The following is a 16,944-nucleotide window of genomic DNA, read 5'->3' on the forward strand; positions in this document are numbered from 1 at the left end:
TCTTTGACGACTGCTTGCTTGAATCGTGCGCTGTGCTTGCTCATGAAAAAACACCCCAAATCGTTGGACTGGTGTCCAACTTTTGGGGTGCAGTTCACTTTGCGAGGGTTTTTTGTTTGTGCGTTGCCGTTTCAGATACCTCGCACTATTCGAGCGGCTGAGCCAAGCGGCGCTCCAGATCGGGCAAGGCTGTCTGTACCGTTTCCCAGACGATGTCCAGGTTAGTGTCGAAGTACCCATGGGTCATGCGGTTCCGCATACCGCGCAGCTTCTTCCACGGAACCGCGGCATTGGCCTGCGCGAACGCCGGGACTTCTGTTTCGATCTGAACCGCCGCCTCTCCGATCACGATGAGATTCAAAAATGACGGCTTGCTGGATCATGCGCGTTTCCATGAACTCGGCCTTGTCGATGCGCGCGATGTACTCGCGCGCCGTTCGAGAGACGCAATTGCCGCTGTTTCGCGTTCATAAAGACAGCGCCTCGTCGAGCACGTCGCGGCGGAATTTCGGCGGCGAGTCCTGGGGGTGTCACAACGTCTACCGACACGCCGAGCAAGTCCTCCAGCTCAACCTGAATGGCGCCGAGATCGAGCAATGTGGCGCCTGGCAGCGCATCGACGAGAAGGTCGAGATCGCTTTCGTCGCTGTCGTCGCCGTGCAGTACCGAGCCGAATACGCGAGCATTGGCGGCGTGATTCGTCGTGACGATGCGCAGAATGTCCTGTCGATGTGCGCGCGGCGCCTCAAGACCAAGTCAAGCGGATCAGAGTGCCGCCGCCCGCTCCAGCGCCTCCATCGCCCTTTCCGTCGCATCCCCCGCGCAACAATCCACCACGACCCGCTCCGGCATCCCGCGCAGCCAGGTCAACTGCCGCTTGCACAGTTGACGCGTCGCGAACACGCCCTTGTCGCGCATCTCGTCGTAGGGCGTCGCGCCATCGAGGTATTCCCACGCCTGCCGATACCCGACGCAGCGCATCGACGGCATCGACAGATCGAGATCGCCGCGCGCGCGCAGGCGCTTCACTTCGTCGATGAAACCGTGCGCCAGCATCGCATCGAAGCGCGCCTCGATGCGCGCGTGCAGCACCGCCCGGTCCGACGGCTCCAGCGCCACCGGCACGAAGCGCCAGCGCATGTCCCGCTCGACGACGCGCGGCGCGGCGAGCAGCGCGGACATCGGCTGGCCGGTCAGCATGTGAATTTCGAGCGCGCGCTGGATGCGCTGTGAATCGTTCGGCGCGAGCCGTGCTGCCGTGTCCGGATCGAGCGCCGCGAGACGTGCGTGCAGCGCAGGCCAGCCGTCGCGTTCGGCGTCGGCATCGAGGGCGGCGCGCACCGCGGGATCGGCGCCCGGCAGATCGTTGAGGCCCTGCGTCAGCGCCTTGAAGTAGAGCATCGTGCCGCCGACCAGCAACGGCAGCCGGCCGCGCGCGACGATTTCCTCGACCAGCCGCAGCGTATCGGCGCGAAACTGCGCGGCGGAGTAGGACTCGGCCGGATCGATGATGTCGATCAGATGATGCGGCGCCGCCACGCGCTCTTCGACGCTCGGCTTCGCCGTACCGACATCCATCTCGCGATACACCAGCGCCGAATCCACACTGATGATCTCGACCGGATGCCGCGCCGCGAACGCGAGCGCGGCGGCAGTCTTGCCGGACGCCGTCGGTCCGAGCAGACAGGCTACGGGCAGGGCGGCAGCGCTCATTGTCCGCGCATGAAGAGGCGGTCGAGATCCGCGAGCGTCAGCTGGAACCAGGTCGGCCGCCCGTGGTTGCACTGATCCGCGCGCTCCGTCGCTTCCATCTGGCGCAGCAGCGCGTTCATTTCGTCGAGCGTCAGGCGGCGGTTCGCCCGCACCGCGTTGTGGCACGCGAGCGTGCCGAGCAGTTCGTGCTGGCGCTCGGTCAGCACGCGCGAGCCGCCGTAGGCATGCAGGTCGGCGAGCACGGCGTGCGCGAGCGTCTGCAGATCGGCGTCCTTCAGCAACGCGGGCACGGCGCGGATCGCGATGGAAGTCGGCGAGAGCACCGCAAGATCGAAGCCGAGCGCATCGAGCGTCTCTTTCTCTTCCTCGACGATGCCGATTTCCACCGGTTCCGCCGTCATCGACACCGGAATCAGCAGCGGCTGCACCGCGACGGTGTGATCGGCGAGGGCATGCTTGAACTGTTCGTAGAGAATGCGTTCGTGGGCCGCGTGCATGTCGACGAGGACAAGCCCGCGCGCGTTCTGCGCCAGCACATAGATGCCATGGATCTGCCCGACCGCGAAGCCGAGCGGCTGGTCGTCGGCCTGCGTGGAAGCGGCGGGTCCGTAGGCGGGCGTAGCGCTGTCGCTGGCCCATACGGGCGCTTGCGCGGAGGTCGGGTAGGGCGTGTCACGGTTCTCCGGCGGCGTCGTTGCGCTCGAGGTGCCCGCGTCCTTGCGTCCGAACAGCGCGTCGTACAGCGCCAGCGGCTGCGCGACCGGCAGCGCGCCCTGCGTCATGCGCGACTGGCGCAGCCAGTTCGTGCCGTTCTCACTCGTGCTCCCCGTACCCCGCGTGGCGAGCGGATCGTTGCCTGCGAACGGCTTCGCGCTGAACGACGCCGGACCGGTTGTCTGCAATTGCGCCGCGTGTCCGCCCGAAGTCGTTTCCGGCGATGCGCCCGCGTGCCGTGCCAGCGCCCGCTGCACGGCATGGAACACGTACTGGTGAATCGAGCGTGAATCGCGGAAGCGCACCTCGATCTTCGAGGGATGCACGTTCACATCGACGGATTCGGGCGGCAGATCCAGAAACAGCACGTAGGCGGGGTAACGATTGCCGTGCAGCACGTCTTCGTAGGCGGCGCGCACCGCGTGGGTCAGCAGCTTGTCGCGCACGAAGCGGCCGTTGACGAAGAAGTATTGCTGGTCGGCGCGGCCGCGGCTGGCGGTGGGCAGGCCCGCGCAGCCGTAGACGGCGAGCGGCCCGGCGCGTTCGTCGAGCGGCAGGTGCGCGGTTTCGAAGACCTCGCCCAGGATCTTCGCGACGCGCGTTTGCGGATCGGTGGCGTTCCAGTGTTCGACGGCACGGCCGTTGTGCATCACCGAGATCGCCACGTCCGGGCGCGCCAGCGCCGTGCGGCGTATCACGTCCAGGCAATGGCCCAGTTCGGTCTGTTCGCTTTTCAGAAACTTGCGGCGCGCAGGCGTGTTGAAATACAGCTCGCGCACTTCCATGGTCGTGCCGGTCGTGCCCGCCGCGGGCGACAGCACGCCGGTCTGGGCATCGATGCGGGTGGCGTGCGGGCAGGCGTCGGTGCGGCTCGTGATGAACAACTCGGCCACCGAGGCAATCGACGCAATCGCTTCGCCGCGAAACCCGAGCGTGGCAACCGCTTCGAGGTCGGCAAGCGAGCGGATCTTGCTGGTCGCATGGCGCAGCAGCGCGAGCGGCAGTTCGCCGGGCGGCATGCCGCAGCCGTCATCGGCGACGACGATGCGCTTGACGCCGCCTTCGTCGAGCGTGATGCGCAGCGTCCGGGCGCCGGCATCGAGGGCATTTTCGAGCAGTTCCTTGACCACCGACGCCGGCCGTTCCACCACTTCGCCCGCGGCGATCTGGCTGATGAGCTGGTCGGGCAGCGGCGCGATGCCGCGCGAACGGCGCGGGGCATCCGCGGTCAAAGCGGCGGCGGAGGGTTCGTTGAGGTCGGCCATGGCGAAATTATAGCGATTCGCCCGTAGCCGCTCCGACGTCGGCCGTTTCGCCCAGACGCCTGAACGCGTGCCCCACTGCGTGCTTTTTAACTGACGCGACGCGGCACTTCGGTATCATGGCGCGACTCCCTTTTCCGACCCCCGGATGCGCCGCTCGCCGCGGCCACTGGACTTCTTTCGAGGAACGCTTTTGGACACGCTGCTGCAATTCCTGGGACTCATCCTGCACATCGACAAGTCGCTGGGGGTCTTCATCCAGAGCTACGGCGCCTGGGTCTACGCGGTGTTGTTCCTGATCGTATTCTGCGAGACCGGGCTTGTTGTGTTCCCGTTCCTGCCGGGCGATTCGCTGCTGTTCATCGGCGGCGCGTTCGCCGCGTCCCACGAGATGAATCTGCTGGCGCTGATCGCGCTGCTGCTGATCGCCGCCGTCACCGGCAACACGCTGAACTACTGGATTGGCCGCGCCATCGGGCCGAAGGTCTTCGACACCAACATCCCCGTGCTCGAACGCTTCCTCGACCGCGCCGCGCTGCAGAAGACGCACAACTTCTACGAGCGTCATGGCGGCAAGACCATCGTCATTGCGCGTTTCGTGCCGGTGGTCCGGACGTTTGCGCCGTTCGTCGCGGGTGTGTCCGGCATGAGCCACGCGCGCTTCCAGTTGTTCAACGTGCTGGGCGCGCTGTTCTGGGTGCTGCTGCTCGTACTGCTCGGCTACTTCTTCGGCAACATTCCGTTCATCAAGCAGTATCTGAATGTGATCGTGCTGGTGGGGATCGGCGCGGCGATCGTGCCGGTATTGCTCGGCGCATTGTGGAAAATGAGCCGGCGGCGCAACTCCAAGGCCTGAGGGCCCGGCACGCGCTCACGGAGCCGGACGATGCGTGTCGTTTGGCGCATTTGAACGAATTCGCTCCGCCAATGTTTTATGCTGGCGAAGTTTGTGCTGTTCCAGCAATCGGGATCCGCGCGGCGCAGGTGGCATGAGCGGCGCGCGGCAGGCAGCCGCGTGCCGACGCGGTCGCAAGTCAGAAAAGTTCAAGACTAAAAGCATGAGAAAGCAGGTGGTGATGCACATGGAAGCGTTCGGAATGCAGGCGGCGCGGGGATCGAACACGCATCGTTCGATCATGAGAACGCTGCTTGCAGCGGGGATGGCGGCCGGTCTGGCCGCGTGTTCGTCGACGCCGCGCACGCCGGCGCCGATCGTCGAAAGTTCGGTGAGCAGTGCGCCGCCGGTCGTGCAGAGCCCGTCTGCGGGCGTGACGACCGCGCCAGCCGTGCCGCTCGCGGCGCCTGTCGTTGCGCCGCTTGCGCCGACAGCGCCGGTCGAAGCGGGCTTCTATCGGGTCAAGCCGGGCGACACGCTCTATGGCATCTCGCGCACTTTCAAGCAGCAACCCGCCGATCTGATCATGTGGAACCATCTGCCCGAGAGCAAGCAGGTCAACATCGGACAGGTGTTGCGGGTCATGCCGCCGGGCTCGACAGGCGTTGCTTCGGCAACTGCGTCTTCATCGACGGTGAAGTCGGCGCAGCCGCCGCTCCTGTCGACGCCCGACAAGTCAGCGGCCGCGAAGCCTGCCCAGTCCCCTGCCCCGGCCACTGAACATGCGAGCACCAGCAGCGCCCCCGTAGGCAAGGGCACTTTCGCGTGGCCTGCGCACGGTGACGTCGTCCGCAAGTTCGGGGCGAGCGGCAACAAGGGTATCGACATCGAAGGCAAGGTCGGCCAGCCGGTCAAGGCCGCGGCGGCCGGCAAGGTCGTGTATGCGGGCAGCGGCTTGCGCTCGTATGGCCGCATGATCATCGTCAAGCACGGCAACGACTATCTCACCGCCTACGCCTACAACGAAAAGCTGCTCGTGAAGGAAGGCGATACCGTCAAGCAGGGCGCGACCATCGCCGACATGGGTACCGGCCCGAGCGGCACGCCGGCGCTGCACTTCGAAGTGAGAAAGGCGGGTGCCGCCATCGATCCGATGCCGCTGCTGGGCTCGGCCGGCGGCTGATTCCGCGCGTGGACACGCGGGCGAGGGGAGCGGAGATGAGAAAGATCGTGTGCAGCGTGTTGGTCGCGGTATCGGCTGCGGTGCTGCTGTCGGGCTGCGATCAGCAATCTGGCGAGGATGCAGTGAACAAGCTCAAGGCGTTCTTCAATGCGGTGAAGCCGGACACGCTGCTGCTCAAGAACCTGCAGCCGGGCGTCACGACCGAGGCGCAGATCCGCGACCAGATGGGCGAGCCCGAGACCGAGCGGAATTTCACCGACGGCAGCAAGCGCCTCGAATATCCGCGCGGTCCCGCCGGCACGAATACCTATATGGTCGACCTCGATGCCAACGGCCGCTTCGTGTCCGTCACTCAGGTCCTGACGGCCGCGAACTTCGCGAAGGTTCGTCCCGGCATGACCATGGACGAAGCCCGCAGGCTGCTGGGCAAGCCGACGACCATCGCCGAATATCCGCTCAAGAAGGAGCGCGTGTGGAGCTGGCACTGGCTGGAGGACGGCGTGAACCAGGACGCGATGTTCAATGCGCACTTCGGTCCGGACGGCACGGTGGTGACGACCTCGCGCTCCGAGTCGATCCGCGGCGGTCAGCACTGACCGCTGCCTTGCATCCCATGGCACGCCCGGACAAGCGCAACGCGTATCGTCAGCCGATGGCGGCAGCGGCGCGTTATCGGGAACGCGCGGCGAGTGGCGCGAACCCGGATGCGTCGGTGCTGTGGACGTGTACGTGCGGACATGCGTGGGATGCATCGCCCGAATCGGCGCAGAACGTGCGGTGCATGAACTGCGCATTGCAGCGTCGCGATGCGGCCACGCGGCGCCTGCGCGACATGGCGCAGGCACGCGGCGGCGTGCTGCTTTCACCGTGCTATGTCGACGACGCCACGCCGCTTCAATGGCAGTGCGCGTTCGGTCATGTCTGGAGCGCCCGGGCGGAGCTTGCGCCGCGTGTCTGGTGCACGGAATGCGCGCGGCGGATGTTTTCGCGGTATCGCTGAATTTGTTTGGTTGTTCAGCGTTGACTTCAGCGTGACAGCAAAAGAAAAGCCGGCGTGAGCCGGCTTTTGAACATCGTTTTGTCGGAGCGTCGGCTTGTTTGCCTGCGACTCACAGGGCCGTTGTCAAAAGCATGCGCGTGTTGTTGTTGTGATCCGGCTTGTGCGCTTTGCTTCCATCAACGAACCGTTCGAGTGCCGCCCATCCTGTTTCTCGGTCTCTCAGCGCGCCGTGCTGCGTCCCCCCGTGCGCTAAGGACAAGTATCGTGAGCGTTCATTCGTCTGACTGTTCGGTCGCAAACATTTGTTCCGGTTGCTGCATGTTTTCCGGGAAAGTACGGATGTCATGTGTTGCGAACACGCCACCGTTCTTTTTCCATCACGCAGGTTGAGCGCGCTTGAGGCCCGAGCGCATGCTCGCGGCGAGCAGCGATTGCGTGACCATCCGGGCTTCCGCCTGCGCGATGTGCTCGAGCGTCGCTTCCTCCAGTTGCTGACCGAAGAGCGCGAGCGCCGTGCAGAGTTGAGCGTGGGCGTCGGCATCGAGGATCCACGCGCCTTCGGCTGAGTGATGCGTATCGAGTGCGACGAGCGCTTCGTGCGCGACCGTGATGGCGTCGGCGCAATCGGCTGCGTGGCCCAGCTGGCACAGTTCCTCGGCAACCAGAAGGTGACGGCAGAGCGTCATGAAGAGCGTCTGCGAGCCGTGGCCGCGATCGAATGCATCGAGTGCGGCGTAGCACTGCAACAGCATGCCGTCGATCATCGGCTCGCGCGCCGCGCGGCTGTACGTCAGCGAGCGGAGCAACGGCGACATGGCCGGACGGCCGGATTTCATGCTGGTCGATTTCTTCTTCACAGAAGCACTCCCGATAGAGTTTCTCGCGTAGGCCGGCGCGTTGCGCGACGCCGGGACGCGGGTTGCGCGGATGCATTCGACATGAATGCATCTTCGCACCGGAAAATTAGGCTTGTCTTAAGCGTTGAGTCTTTTGTTTCAGGCGGGCGTCAAGGTCTCGCCCGACACGCGCACCTTCTGGCCGACGGCCACGCCCGGCGCGGCGTCGTAGTTGAAGCTGCGCACATTGCCGTCGTTCATGCGGACTTGCACTTGATAGGTGGTCGTCTTGTGAACGACGTGCTCGATCTGGTTGCCCGCGAGGCCTCCGCCGATCGCGCCGAGAATCGTCGCCGCCGTGCGGCCGCGGCCATTGCCGATCTGCGTGCCCGCGAGGCCGCCGACCACCGCGCCGCCGATCGCGCCGATGCCCGTCGACGGCTGCGCGGTCTGCACGGCGTTGACGGCGGTCACCTGGCCGGCGTAGGGATCGTAGGCGGGGACGGGATTCTGTGCAGGCTGAACGGTCTCGCGAACCGGCTCGACGGCGCGCGCGGGATTCACGTGATGTCCGCGTACTGCGCGCGGCAGGGGGGTGTTCTTCTGGCTCGCTGGCTGCGACGGTGCGGTTCCCGCAACTTGCGCATCGACGAGCGGTGAGGCCGTGACGGTGGTCGCGGTCGCTTTCGAGGACGGCAGCAGCCCGGTCATCGCCGCGATGCCGGTGCCGCACGCAAGGATCACCGACACGGCCGCAGCCGCGACCAGCGGATGAATGCGCGACGCTTTCGTCGGGACGTCGGACTGGATCTGGGGAAGGGCGTTCATGGCGGTGACTCCGGTTGTCGGCATGCGAAGCGCGGGTGCCTGTCTGCCATAAACGCGATGCCGCGCGCGCGGTGGACGCGGGAGGTGTGACATTTGTAAGCAAACGTCGTGGGGATGCCTTTGCGAGCCCGTCATTCGTTGGCTCGTATCAGCGTGCGAGAATCGAGCGCGGCATTGATGTCCGCCAATTGGAACGACTGACACCGAGCTTCAAAACATGTCAAGGCACGAAGAAGACGAGTTTGAGATTGTCGAGAACCCTGATTACGTCCGGGTCATGCCGGAGTACACGTCGAACGGCATATGGCATTTCGATGGCATGCACATGGATCCGGAAGAACTTCCGGTGTCAGATGATCTGAAGGCGCGGCTTGAGCAGTGGGCCGACTGGTACAACATCAACGATGATTTCAATCCGCCGGAGGAGCGTCGGAACCGGTTGGACTGGACCAAATTCAATGCGGAGGGAGTCGCGATTGCGCGCGCTATCAAGCAGGCGCTGCCCGCTTGGACCGTGGTCTGGTGGGATGAGAAAATTCTTAGCGAGCTTGTGAACTTGGGCGAGACGCCGCAGCGCAGTCTCTATGCATTTGAAGTGACGTCGGACGGCACGCTTGAACCTCTGGAGAACGAGCCGAACAGATAGCGCGGGCACCGGCTTGGGTGGTTCAGGACGTGTTATCGGGAAGGGTAGCGGTGCCGTGTAGCAATCTGGCTTCGGGAATTGCCGGCACCTGAGACGGACGCCACAACGCGCCCTACCAGAGGATCTCCGCAGCCGGAACGCAAAAAAGCCGCTGTTCCTTTCGGAACAGCGGCTTTTTCTTGAAGCTGGTGGCGAATCAGGGATTCGAACCCCGGACCTGCGGATTATGATTCCGTCGCTCTAACCGACTGAGCTAATTCGCCGAAAGACGAGATTATGCAGAGGGCGGTCCGGGCTGTCAAGCCTTCCCCTGCGATTTATTAAAACAGCCCGCCCCGGCCTCCTCAATCCTCGTGATACACGTTCGACTTGCGCGTGTCCTTCACGAACAGCATGCCGATCACGAACGTCGCCAGCGCAATCACGATCGGATACCACAGCCCCGAGTAGATGTCGCCCTTGGCCGCGACGATCGCGAAGGCCGTCGCTGGCAGGAAGCCGCCGAACCAGCCATTGCCGATGTGATACGGCAGCGACATCGACGTATAGCGGATCCGCGCCGGGAACATCTCGACCAGCATCGCCGCGATCGGCCCGTACACCATCGTCACGAAGATCACGAGGATGGTCAGCACCACGATCGCCATCGGCCAGTTGATCAGCGCCGGATCGGCCTTCGCCGGATAGCCCGCGCTTTTCAGCGTGCCGGCGAGCGTCTTGTCGAACGCGGCGCCCTGGGCCTTGGCGTCGGCGCCCTTGCCGTCATAGGTGTTGACGACCGTTTCGCCCACCTTGATCTGCGCCAGCGTGCCCGCCGGCGCCGCCACGTTCTCATAGTTCAGGCCGGCCTTCGACAGCGCGCCCTTCGCGATATCGCACGACGACGTGAACTTCGACGTGCCCACCGGATTGAACTGGAACGAGCACTCGTCCGGATTCGCGATCACGACGATCGGCGACTTGAGCGTCGCGGCCTCGAGCGTCGGATTGGTGTAGTGGGCGAGTGCCTTGAACAGCGGGAAGAACGAGAGCGCGGCGATCAGGCAGCCGGCCATGATGATCGGCTTGCGTCCGATGCGGTCCGACAGCGACCCGAAGAACACGAAGAACGGCGTGCCGATCAGCAGCGCCACGGCGACCATGATGTTCGCGCTGGTGCCGTCCACCTTGAGCGTCTGCGTGAGGAAGAACAGCGAATAGAACTGGCCCGTGTACCACACGACCGCCTGGCCCGCCGTCAGGCCGAACAGCGCCAGCAGCACGATCTTCAGGTTCTTCCACTCGCCGAACGCCTCGGTGAGCGGCGCCTTCGAGGTCTTGCCTTCGGCCTTGATGCGCTCGAACACCGGCGATTCATGCAGCTTCATCCGGATCCACACCGACACCGCGAGCAGCAGGATCGACACGAGGAACGGGATGCGCCACGCCCATGCGCCGAACTGTTCCTCGCCGACCGCCGTGCGCACCGCGAGAATCACGATCAGCGAGATGAACAGGCCGAGCGTCGCCGTGGTCTGGATCCACGCCGTCCACGCGCCGCGCTTGTTCGAGGGCGCGTGCTCCGCGACATAGGTGGCCGCGCCGCCGTACTCGCCGCCGAGCGCGAGGCCCTGCAACAGACGCATCGCGATGAAGATGACCGGCGCCGCGATGCCGATGGTCGCGTAACCCGGCAGGAAGCCGATCAGGAACGTCGACAGGCCCATGATCACGATCGTCACGAGGAACGTGTACTTGCGCCCGACCATGTCGCCGAGCCGCCCGAACACGATCGCGCCGAACGGACGCACTGCAAAGCCCGCCGCGAAGCCGAGCAGGGTAAAGATGAAGCCGGCCGTCGGGTTCACGCCCGAGAAGAAGGTCTTGCTGATGTAGACGGCGAGCGAGCCCGCCAGATAGAAGTCGTACCACTCGAACACCGTCCCGAGCGACGAAGCGAAAATGACCTTCTTTTCCTCCGCCGTCATCGGTGCGTGCGAAACGCGCCCCTCAACCGTAGCCATGTACCGCCTCCTGTCCTGATCTGATTTTTCGAATACGTCGGTCCGCGACCTGGCGGTTCCGGTGCAACGATTATTGGAACGAAAACTTACGGCGTTCTGACGCGCGGCGTTAGGCCTTCAGCGCTGCCTTTGCTGGCAGAACGCAGCGATTTGACGGGATCGTGGTGCAAACGATCGTTTAATTTCGGGCAACGTCGGGCTTCCAACGCCCAAGCGAGAAAAAATCGATCCGGACGCTCAGGGTTTGTCCCGGGCAGGATAAACCCGCTGGAGGCTGACCCGTACAAGGGTTCCGGCCAGCCGGGGGCTGTCCTGATACACGTGATCCTCGATCGTGAGCGTGCCGCCGTGCATCGTCGCGATCTCATTGACGATCGCAAGTCCGAGCCCGCTGCCGTCGCCTTCGCGCCCGAGAATCCGGTAGAAGCGCTCCACCACGCGCTCGCGCTCCGCCGCCGGAATGCCGAGCCCCGAGTCTTCTACTTCGAGATGCACGAGATCGAGGTTGTCCTCCTCCGTCCGCACGCGCACGGTGATGCGCCCGCCCGCGGGCGTGTAGCGGATCGCGTTGTCGATCAGGTTCGAGAGCATCTCCCGCAGCATCACGACATTGCCTTCCACCTCCACCGGATGAGGCGGCTCCTCATAGCCCAGGTCCATGCCCTTGGCGAGCGCAGGCTGCACCCAGTCGCGCACCGCGAGGCGCGCGAGCGCCGTCAGCTCGATACGCGCAAAGATGCCGCCCGCCGCGCGATTCTCGGCGCGCGCCAGCGCCAGCAATTGCGTGACGAGGCGGGCGGCATGTTCGGAGCTCGTCGCGATCTGTTCCAGCGAGCGCTGCACCTCCGCCGACACCTCTTGGCGCATCGCAAACTCGGCCTGCATGCGCAAGCCGGCCAGCGGCGTCTTCATCTGATGCGCGGCATCGGCGATGAAACGCTTCTGGAACTCCATGTTCTGTTCGAGCCGCGTGAGCAGATCGTTGAACGAGGCGACCAGCGGCGCGATCTCCGGCGGGGCGCGGTCGGCCTCCAGCGGCGAGAGATCGTCCGGACGGCGCGCCCGGATATTCGATTGCAGCGCATGCAGCGGCGCAAGCCCGCGCGACAGTCCGAACCACACCAGGATGATCGCGAGCGGCAGGATCACGAACTGCGGCAGGATCACGCCCTTGATGATGTCGTTGGCGAGCTGGCTGCGTTTGTCGAGCGTCTCGGCAACCTGCACCAGCACCGGCTGGGTGCTGGCCGGATCGCGTCCGGGCGCGAGTCCGGGCAGATCCACCGTCGTGTAGGCGACGCGGATGTCGTTGCCGCGCAGTACATCGTCGCGGAATTCGACGATGCCGGGCTGCGGCCGGTCGTCGTCGTGCGGCAGCGGCATGTCGCGGTCGCCGCCGACCAGCTCGCCGCGCGTGCCGAGCACCTGGAAGAACACGCTGTCGATGTTGTCGGCGCGCAGGAAGTCGCGGGTAGCGTCGGGGAGGCGCAGTTCCGCGACGCCGTTGACCGGCTGGATCTGCCGCGCCAGCACGTAGGCGTCGGCTTCGAGCGCGCGATCGAAGGGCCCGTTGGCGATCGACTTGGCGACGAGATAGGTCACCGCGATGCTCATCGGCCAGAGCAGCAGCAGCGGCGCCAGCATCCAGTCGAGAATTTCACCGAAGAGCGAGCGCGGATGCGCGTGCGCATCGGGCTCGAGCTCGTCGGGCGGCGCGAACGGGTTGGCGTAGCGCGCGTCGCGCTGGGTGTCGGAGTCGGCGGAGGCTTCAGCGGATGGCTTCTGCGCGCGCGATTCGGTGGAAGCCGACGACGCCATGCCGCCTACTTGTAGTGATGGCTGGCGGGCATCGGGTCGGCCGGCGGCTGCGGGCCCGCGCCGTTCGACGACGCGCCCGCTTTCTCCAGCGTGTAACCGAGTCCGCGTACCGTGATGATCTTCGCGCCGCTCGGCTCGATCTTCTTGCGCAGCCGGTGCACGTAGACCTCGATGGCGTTATTGCTGACTTCCTCGCCCCACTCGCACAGATGATTGACGAGCTGTTCCTTCGACACGAGCCGGCCGCTTCGCTGCAGCAGCACTTCGAGCACGCCGAGCTCGCGCGCGGACAAGTCGATGACCTGCTCGCCGATCGTCGCGATGCGTCCGACCTGGTCGAAGCTCAGAGAACCGTGCTTCACGACCGTCGGACCGCCGCCCGCGCCGCGCCGCGTCAGCGCGCGCACGCGCGCTTCGAGCTCGTTGAGCGCGAAGGGCTTGGCCATATAGTCATCTGCGCCGAGGTCGAGTCCCTTCACGCGTTCGTCGACGCTGTCGGCGGCGGTGAGGATCAGCACGGGCATCTGCGAATTGCGTGCGCGCAGGCGGCGCAGCACCTCCAGGCCGGGCATCAGCGGCAGGCCGAGATCGAGGATCAGGAGGTCGAAAGTCTGTAGCGAGAGGGCGGTATCGGCCTCGACGCCATGCTTCACATGGTCGACGGCATAGCCCGATTGGCGGAGTGATCGGACGAGACCGTCCGCGAGTATGCTGTCGTCTTCGGCAATGAGGATTCGCATCGTCGTGTGCGCCTTGGTACGCCCGCATGCGCGGCGAAGCGCAGCGGCATTGCCGGCACCGAATGTCGCCCGGCGCGGCGGTCTCCAGGTGTATCGCGGTTCTTGCGCAGGGCGTGCAACTTGGGCGACGCGGAAAAAAGCAGCGTCGCACCGTTACCTGCTTGCAAAAACTACTGTTTTTTTATACAGTGTCTGCGTGCGTGTGAAAAGGCCTTTCGAGAAGCTCGTTCGAGCAGCGGAAATGCCCGTGAACACTGCCTCAGACGCCGTTCATCATAGCAAAGGACGATTCATGGAAGAAAGCAAGAAAGGCCCGGCTGGAATGACTGCGGAGAAGAGCAAGGCCCTGGCCGCCGCGCTCTCGCAGATCGAAAAGCAATTCGGCAAAGGGTCGATCATGCGGCTCGGCGCAGGTGAGGCGGTCGAAGACATTCAGGTGGTGTCCACCGGTTCGCTCGGTCTGGACATCGCACTCGGCGTCGGCGGTTTGCCGCGCGGCCGTGTAGTGGAAATCTACGGTCCGGAATCATCGGGCAAGACCACGCTCACGCTGCAGGTAGTTGCCGAAATGCAGAAGCTCGGCGGCACGGCGGCCTTCATCGACGCGGAACACGCGCTCGACGTTCAGTACGCAGGCAAGCTCGGCGTGAACGTGCCGGAACTGCTGATCTCGCAGCCGGACACGGGCGAGCAGGCACTCGAAATCGCGGACGCGCTGGTGCGCTCCGGCTCCATCGACATGATCGTCATCGACTCCGTAGCGGCGCTCGTGCCGAAGGCGGAAATCGAAGGCGAAATGGGCGACTCGCTGCCGGGTTTGCAGGCGCGTCTGATGTCGCAGGCGCTGCGCAAGCTGACTGGCACCATCAAGCGCACGAACTGCCTGGTCATCTTCATCAACCAGATCCGCATGAAGATCGGCGTGATGTTCGGCAACCCGGAAACCACTACCGGCGGTAATGCGCTCAAGTTCTATTCGTCTGTGCGTCTGGATATCCGCCGCATTGGCTCGATCAAGAAGAACGACGAAGTCATCGGCAATGAAACGCGCGTCAAGGTCGTGAAGAACAAGGTCGCGCCGCCGTTCCGCGAAGCCATCTTCGACATCCTGTACGGTGAAGGCATCTCGCGTCAGGGCGAAATCATCGACCTGGGCGTGCAGGCGAAGCTGGTCGACAAGGCCGGCGCCTGGTACAGCTACAACGGCGAGCGGATCGGTCAGGGCAAGGACAACGCGCGTGAATTCCTGCGCGAGAATCCGGACATCGCACGCGAGATCGAGAACAAGATCCGTGAATCGCTGGGCGTGGCTGCGCTGGGTGAAGTGGTCGCCGTCAAGGCCGAAGTGGCCGACGACGAATAAGCGTCGAGCCTGAAGGACGATGCTCAGGCGCCGGCCCGGTTCGAAGACGGATTCGAAGGCTGATCCGGAGGCTGGTTCGGAGCCTGCTTCGGAGCCCGGTCCGGCTGATGAGGCAACGGAGGAAGGTTGTGCATCCGTCGACCGCTACGAACGAAGCAGCGAACGGCGCGGAGTCTCGCCCAAAGGCGCATTCCCACGCAGTGACAAGAAACGCGCCGACGCGAAGAGGTCTTTCGCGTCGGCGCGTCGCGTTTCCGGGGCAAGCATGGGCGGGCGGTCGGACGAGCCGGATACGGCATCGGACCTGGCGGCTGCATCGGACGCCTCTCTAAGCCGCGCAAACCCCCGCTCAACGCGCCTCGCACACGCTCGCGCCCTGCTGAAGCAGGCCACCGAGCAGCCCCCGGCACAGCGCGCCAAACGCACATCGGCGTCCGTCGAGTCCCCGTCCACGCCCGCGCCCCGGCGCGCGCGGCCAGCGCCTCCGCCATTCACAGATCCCTTCAAAGACGCCGACCCCTTCGAGCCATTCGAGCAATGCGCGCCGGCTGAAGCACCACCAGCCGCGGCGGACGAAGCAGTGTTCACCCGCACGAGCCAGCGCACTCGCAAGACTTCGGTTGCCGAAGCGAGCGACCCAAGGCGTCCGAAGCGCTCGTTGAAAGGGCGTGCGCTCGCGGCGCTGTCGCGTCGCGAGTTCAGCCGGGCCGAGTTGTCGCGAAAGTTGAGTCCGTATGTCAGCGAAACCGAATCCCTGGACACCGTGCTGGACGACCTGGAACGCGACGGCTGGCTGTCGAACGAACGCTTCGTGGAGAGCGTCGTGCATCGGCGGGCCGCGCGCATGGGCGGCAGCCGGATCATCAGCGAACTGAAGCGCCATGCGGTCGGCGAGTCGCTCATCAGCGAGACCGCCGACAAGCTCGCGCAAACCGAGACCGACCGCGCCCGGGCCGTATGGGAGAAGAAGTACGGCACCTTGCCGGACACGCCCGCTGAACGCGCCAGGCAGGCGCGCTTCCTGGCGGCGCGCGGCTTCTCCGGCGGCACGATCGGCAAGATCCTGAAGGGCGGCGACGAGGACTGGAGCGAAGAGATCGTCGACGACTGAGCACAGCCGCTCGAACCTGCATCACGCCACACGGCAACAGGTATGCGCCGATCCTCAGGGGCATGTCCGGCCGGAAATACCCAATATGCTAAAATCGCACGGTTTTCTCCGTACCGGCTCACTTCCAGCATGCCTCTCTCGCCTCCCGCTCCCCGACACTTGCGCCATCGACGCGCAATTCGGCTGGAAGCCTTCGAGCGCGAAGATAGTCTGTGGGATATTGAAGCCTGTCTAACCGACGAGAAGCCGCGCGACTTCACACTCGCGACGGGCGTCCGGCCGCTCGGCCTGCCGATCCATGAACTCTGGCTGCGCATCACCATCGACCGCAATTGCACCATCGTCGGCGCGGAAGCATCGTCCGACTGGGCGCCCTATGGCGGTCTGTGCGCCGAGTCCAACACGGCCTATCGCAAGCTCATCGGCCTCAACCTCCTGCAGAATTTCCGCCGCGAAGCCAATCAGGTGCTGCGCGGCACGGTCGGCTGCACGCATCTCACGGAACTGTGCGGCGTGCTGCCGACCGCGGCTGTCCAAGCCTTCGCGGGCGACGTCTGGAAGATCGAAAGCGGCAATCCCTTCAAGCGGTCCGAAGCCGGCCAGCCCGGCAGCAGCGCGCCCGAAGAGCCGCCGTTCCAGCTCGGCCGCTGTCATGCGTTGCGCTTCGACGGTCCCGCGGTCAAGGAACATTACCCGCGCTGGTTCGGCCATGAGCCGGCCGCAAAAGAACCCACGGTCGCCACGCATGACGCAAGCGCGCAAACCAGCGAGCAAGCAGATCCGAAAGACAGGCGGGAGACATAGTTCGCCTCGTGCAGCACACCCGCTCACGCGGACGCACGGCAATCTGAAAAGAAGAATCGAAAGAATCAGCGGTTCAAACACATAGAAG

General features: G+C 64.8%; 16 protein-coding genes, 1 tRNA gene and 1 pseudogene. 8 read left to right on the forward strand and 10 right to left on the reverse strand.

Annotated elements, in window-relative coordinates; all coding sequences use genetic code 11:
- Nucleotides 1-145: 145 nt before the first annotated feature.
- The 4 genes and pseudogenes from QCE62_RS02510 to mutL form a co-directional block, all read right to left on the reverse strand.
- Complete coding sequence (locus QCE62_RS02510) at nucleotides 146-361, reverse strand: HepT-like ribonuclease domain-containing protein (RefSeq protein WP_309913928.1); 216 nt, start codon at nucleotides 359-361, stop codon at nucleotides 146-148.
- Between the two features lie 106 nt (nucleotides 362-467).
- Nucleotides 468-720, reverse strand: a pseudogene (locus tag QCE62_RS02515) (nucleotidyltransferase family protein).
- 45 nt (nucleotides 721-765) lie between these two features.
- Nucleotides 766-1,713: a tRNA (adenosine(37)-N6)-dimethylallyltransferase MiaA gene (gene miaA, locus QCE62_RS02520; RefSeq protein ID WP_309913931.1), complete on the reverse strand. Its 948-nt coding sequence runs from the start codon at nucleotides 1,711-1,713 to the stop codon at nucleotides 766-768.
- Complete coding sequence (gene mutL / locus QCE62_RS02525; protein WP_309913934.1) at nucleotides 1,710-3,692, reverse strand: DNA mismatch repair endonuclease MutL; 1,983 nt, start codon at nucleotides 3,690-3,692, stop codon at nucleotides 1,710-1,712. Before mutL ends, miaA begins: the two co-directional genes overlap by 4 nt.
- 190 nt (nucleotides 3,693-3,882) lie before the next feature.
- On the opposite strand from mutL, the gene QCE62_RS02530 reads away from it, so the two are divergent.
- The 4 genes from QCE62_RS02530 to QCE62_RS02545 all read left to right on the forward strand — a co-directional run bounded on the left by QCE62_RS02530 (nucleotide 3,883) and on the right by QCE62_RS02545 (nucleotide 6,707).
- Entirely contained in the window at nucleotides 3,883-4,545 is a 663-nt protein-coding gene (locus QCE62_RS02530) for a DedA family protein (protein ID WP_309913937.1), read from the forward strand.
- Between the two features lie 202 nt (nucleotides 4,546-4,747).
- The gene (locus QCE62_RS02535) at nucleotides 4,748-5,707 is read left to right on the forward strand and encodes a peptidoglycan DD-metalloendopeptidase family protein (protein WP_309913940.1); all 960 of its coding nucleotides are present in this window, start codon (nucleotides 4,748-4,750) and stop codon (nucleotides 5,705-5,707) included.
- A 35-nt stretch (nucleotides 5,708-5,742) separates the two neighbouring features.
- Entirely contained in the window at nucleotides 5,743-6,303 is a 561-nt protein-coding gene (locus QCE62_RS02540; protein ID WP_309913943.1) for a hypothetical protein, read from the forward strand.
- A 17-nt stretch (nucleotides 6,304-6,320) separates the two neighbouring features.
- Nucleotides 6,321-6,707, forward strand: a complete 387-nt coding sequence (locus tag QCE62_RS02545; RefSeq protein ID WP_309913945.1) for a hypothetical protein — start codon at nucleotides 6,321-6,323, stop codon at nucleotides 6,705-6,707.
- A gap of 377 nt (nucleotides 6,708-7,084) precedes the next feature.
- On the opposite strand, the gene QCE62_RS02550 is transcribed toward QCE62_RS02545, so the two are convergent.
- Complete coding sequence (locus tag QCE62_RS02550) at nucleotides 7,085-7,564, reverse strand: hypothetical protein (protein ID WP_309913948.1); 480 nt, start codon at nucleotides 7,562-7,564, stop codon at nucleotides 7,085-7,087.
- A gap of 138 nt (nucleotides 7,565-7,702) precedes the next feature.
- A complete protein-coding gene (locus QCE62_RS02555) occupies nucleotides 7,703-8,371 on the reverse strand; it encodes a glycine zipper 2TM domain-containing protein (protein ID WP_309913951.1) in 669 nt (222 codons plus the stop codon).
- A gap of 217 nt (nucleotides 8,372-8,588) precedes the next feature.
- Here QCE62_RS02555 and QCE62_RS02560 point away from each other — a divergent pair, with 217 nt between their 5' ends.
- Nucleotides 8,589-9,017 (forward strand): hypothetical protein, encoded by a 429-nt coding sequence (locus tag QCE62_RS02560; RefSeq protein WP_309913954.1) that lies wholly within the window; start codon nucleotides 8,589-8,591, stop codon nucleotides 9,015-9,017.
- Between the two features lie 186 nt (nucleotides 9,018-9,203).
- Here QCE62_RS02560 and QCE62_RS02565 read toward each other — a convergent pair.
- The 4 genes from QCE62_RS02565 to QCE62_RS02580 all read right to left on the reverse strand — a co-directional run bounded on the left by QCE62_RS02565 (nucleotide 9,204) and on the right by QCE62_RS02580 (nucleotide 13,578).
- Nucleotides 9,204-9,280 (reverse strand) — tRNA-Met (locus QCE62_RS02565).
- Between the two features lie 81 nt (nucleotides 9,281-9,361).
- Nucleotides 9,362-11,020 carry an MFS transporter gene (locus QCE62_RS02570; protein ID WP_309913957.1) on the reverse strand — a complete coding sequence of 553 codons (1,659 nt, stop codon included), beginning with the start codon at nucleotides 11,018-11,020 and terminating at the stop codon, nucleotides 9,362-9,364.
- A 237-nt stretch (nucleotides 11,021-11,257) separates the two neighbouring features.
- Nucleotides 11,258-12,838, reverse strand: coding sequence for a sensor histidine kinase N-terminal domain-containing protein (locus QCE62_RS02575; protein ID WP_309913958.1), 1,581 nt, complete (start codon nucleotides 12,836-12,838; stop codon nucleotides 11,258-11,260).
- 5 nt (nucleotides 12,839-12,843) lie between these two features.
- On the reverse strand, nucleotides 12,844-13,578 hold the full coding sequence (locus tag QCE62_RS02580) for a response regulator transcription factor (RefSeq protein ID WP_309913961.1): 735 nt from the start codon (nucleotides 13,576-13,578) through the stop codon (nucleotides 12,844-12,846).
- A gap of 292 nt (nucleotides 13,579-13,870) precedes the next feature.
- Between QCE62_RS02580 and recA the strand changes: the two genes are divergently transcribed.
- From recA to QCE62_RS02595, 3 genes are all read left to right on the forward strand, one after another.
- Nucleotides 13,871-14,941 (forward strand): recombinase RecA, encoded by a 1,071-nt coding sequence (gene recA / locus QCE62_RS02585; RefSeq protein WP_309807330.1) that lies wholly within the window; start codon nucleotides 13,871-13,873, stop codon nucleotides 14,939-14,941.
- A 580-nt stretch (nucleotides 14,942-15,521) separates the two neighbouring features.
- The gene (gene recX, locus QCE62_RS02590) at nucleotides 15,522-16,052 is read left to right on the forward strand and encodes a recombination regulator RecX (RefSeq protein WP_309913964.1); all 531 of its coding nucleotides are present in this window, start codon (nucleotides 15,522-15,524) and stop codon (nucleotides 16,050-16,052) included.
- A 129-nt stretch (nucleotides 16,053-16,181) separates the two neighbouring features.
- Complete coding sequence (locus tag QCE62_RS02595) at nucleotides 16,182-16,856, forward strand: DUF2889 domain-containing protein (protein ID WP_309913967.1); 675 nt, start codon at nucleotides 16,182-16,184, stop codon at nucleotides 16,854-16,856.
- The last annotated feature ends 88 nt before the right edge of the window (nucleotides 16,857-16,944 follow it).

This window comes from Caballeronia sp. LZ033 (assembly GCF_031451265.1).
Classification (GTDB): domain Bacteria; phylum Pseudomonadota; class Gammaproteobacteria; order Burkholderiales; family Burkholderiaceae; genus Caballeronia.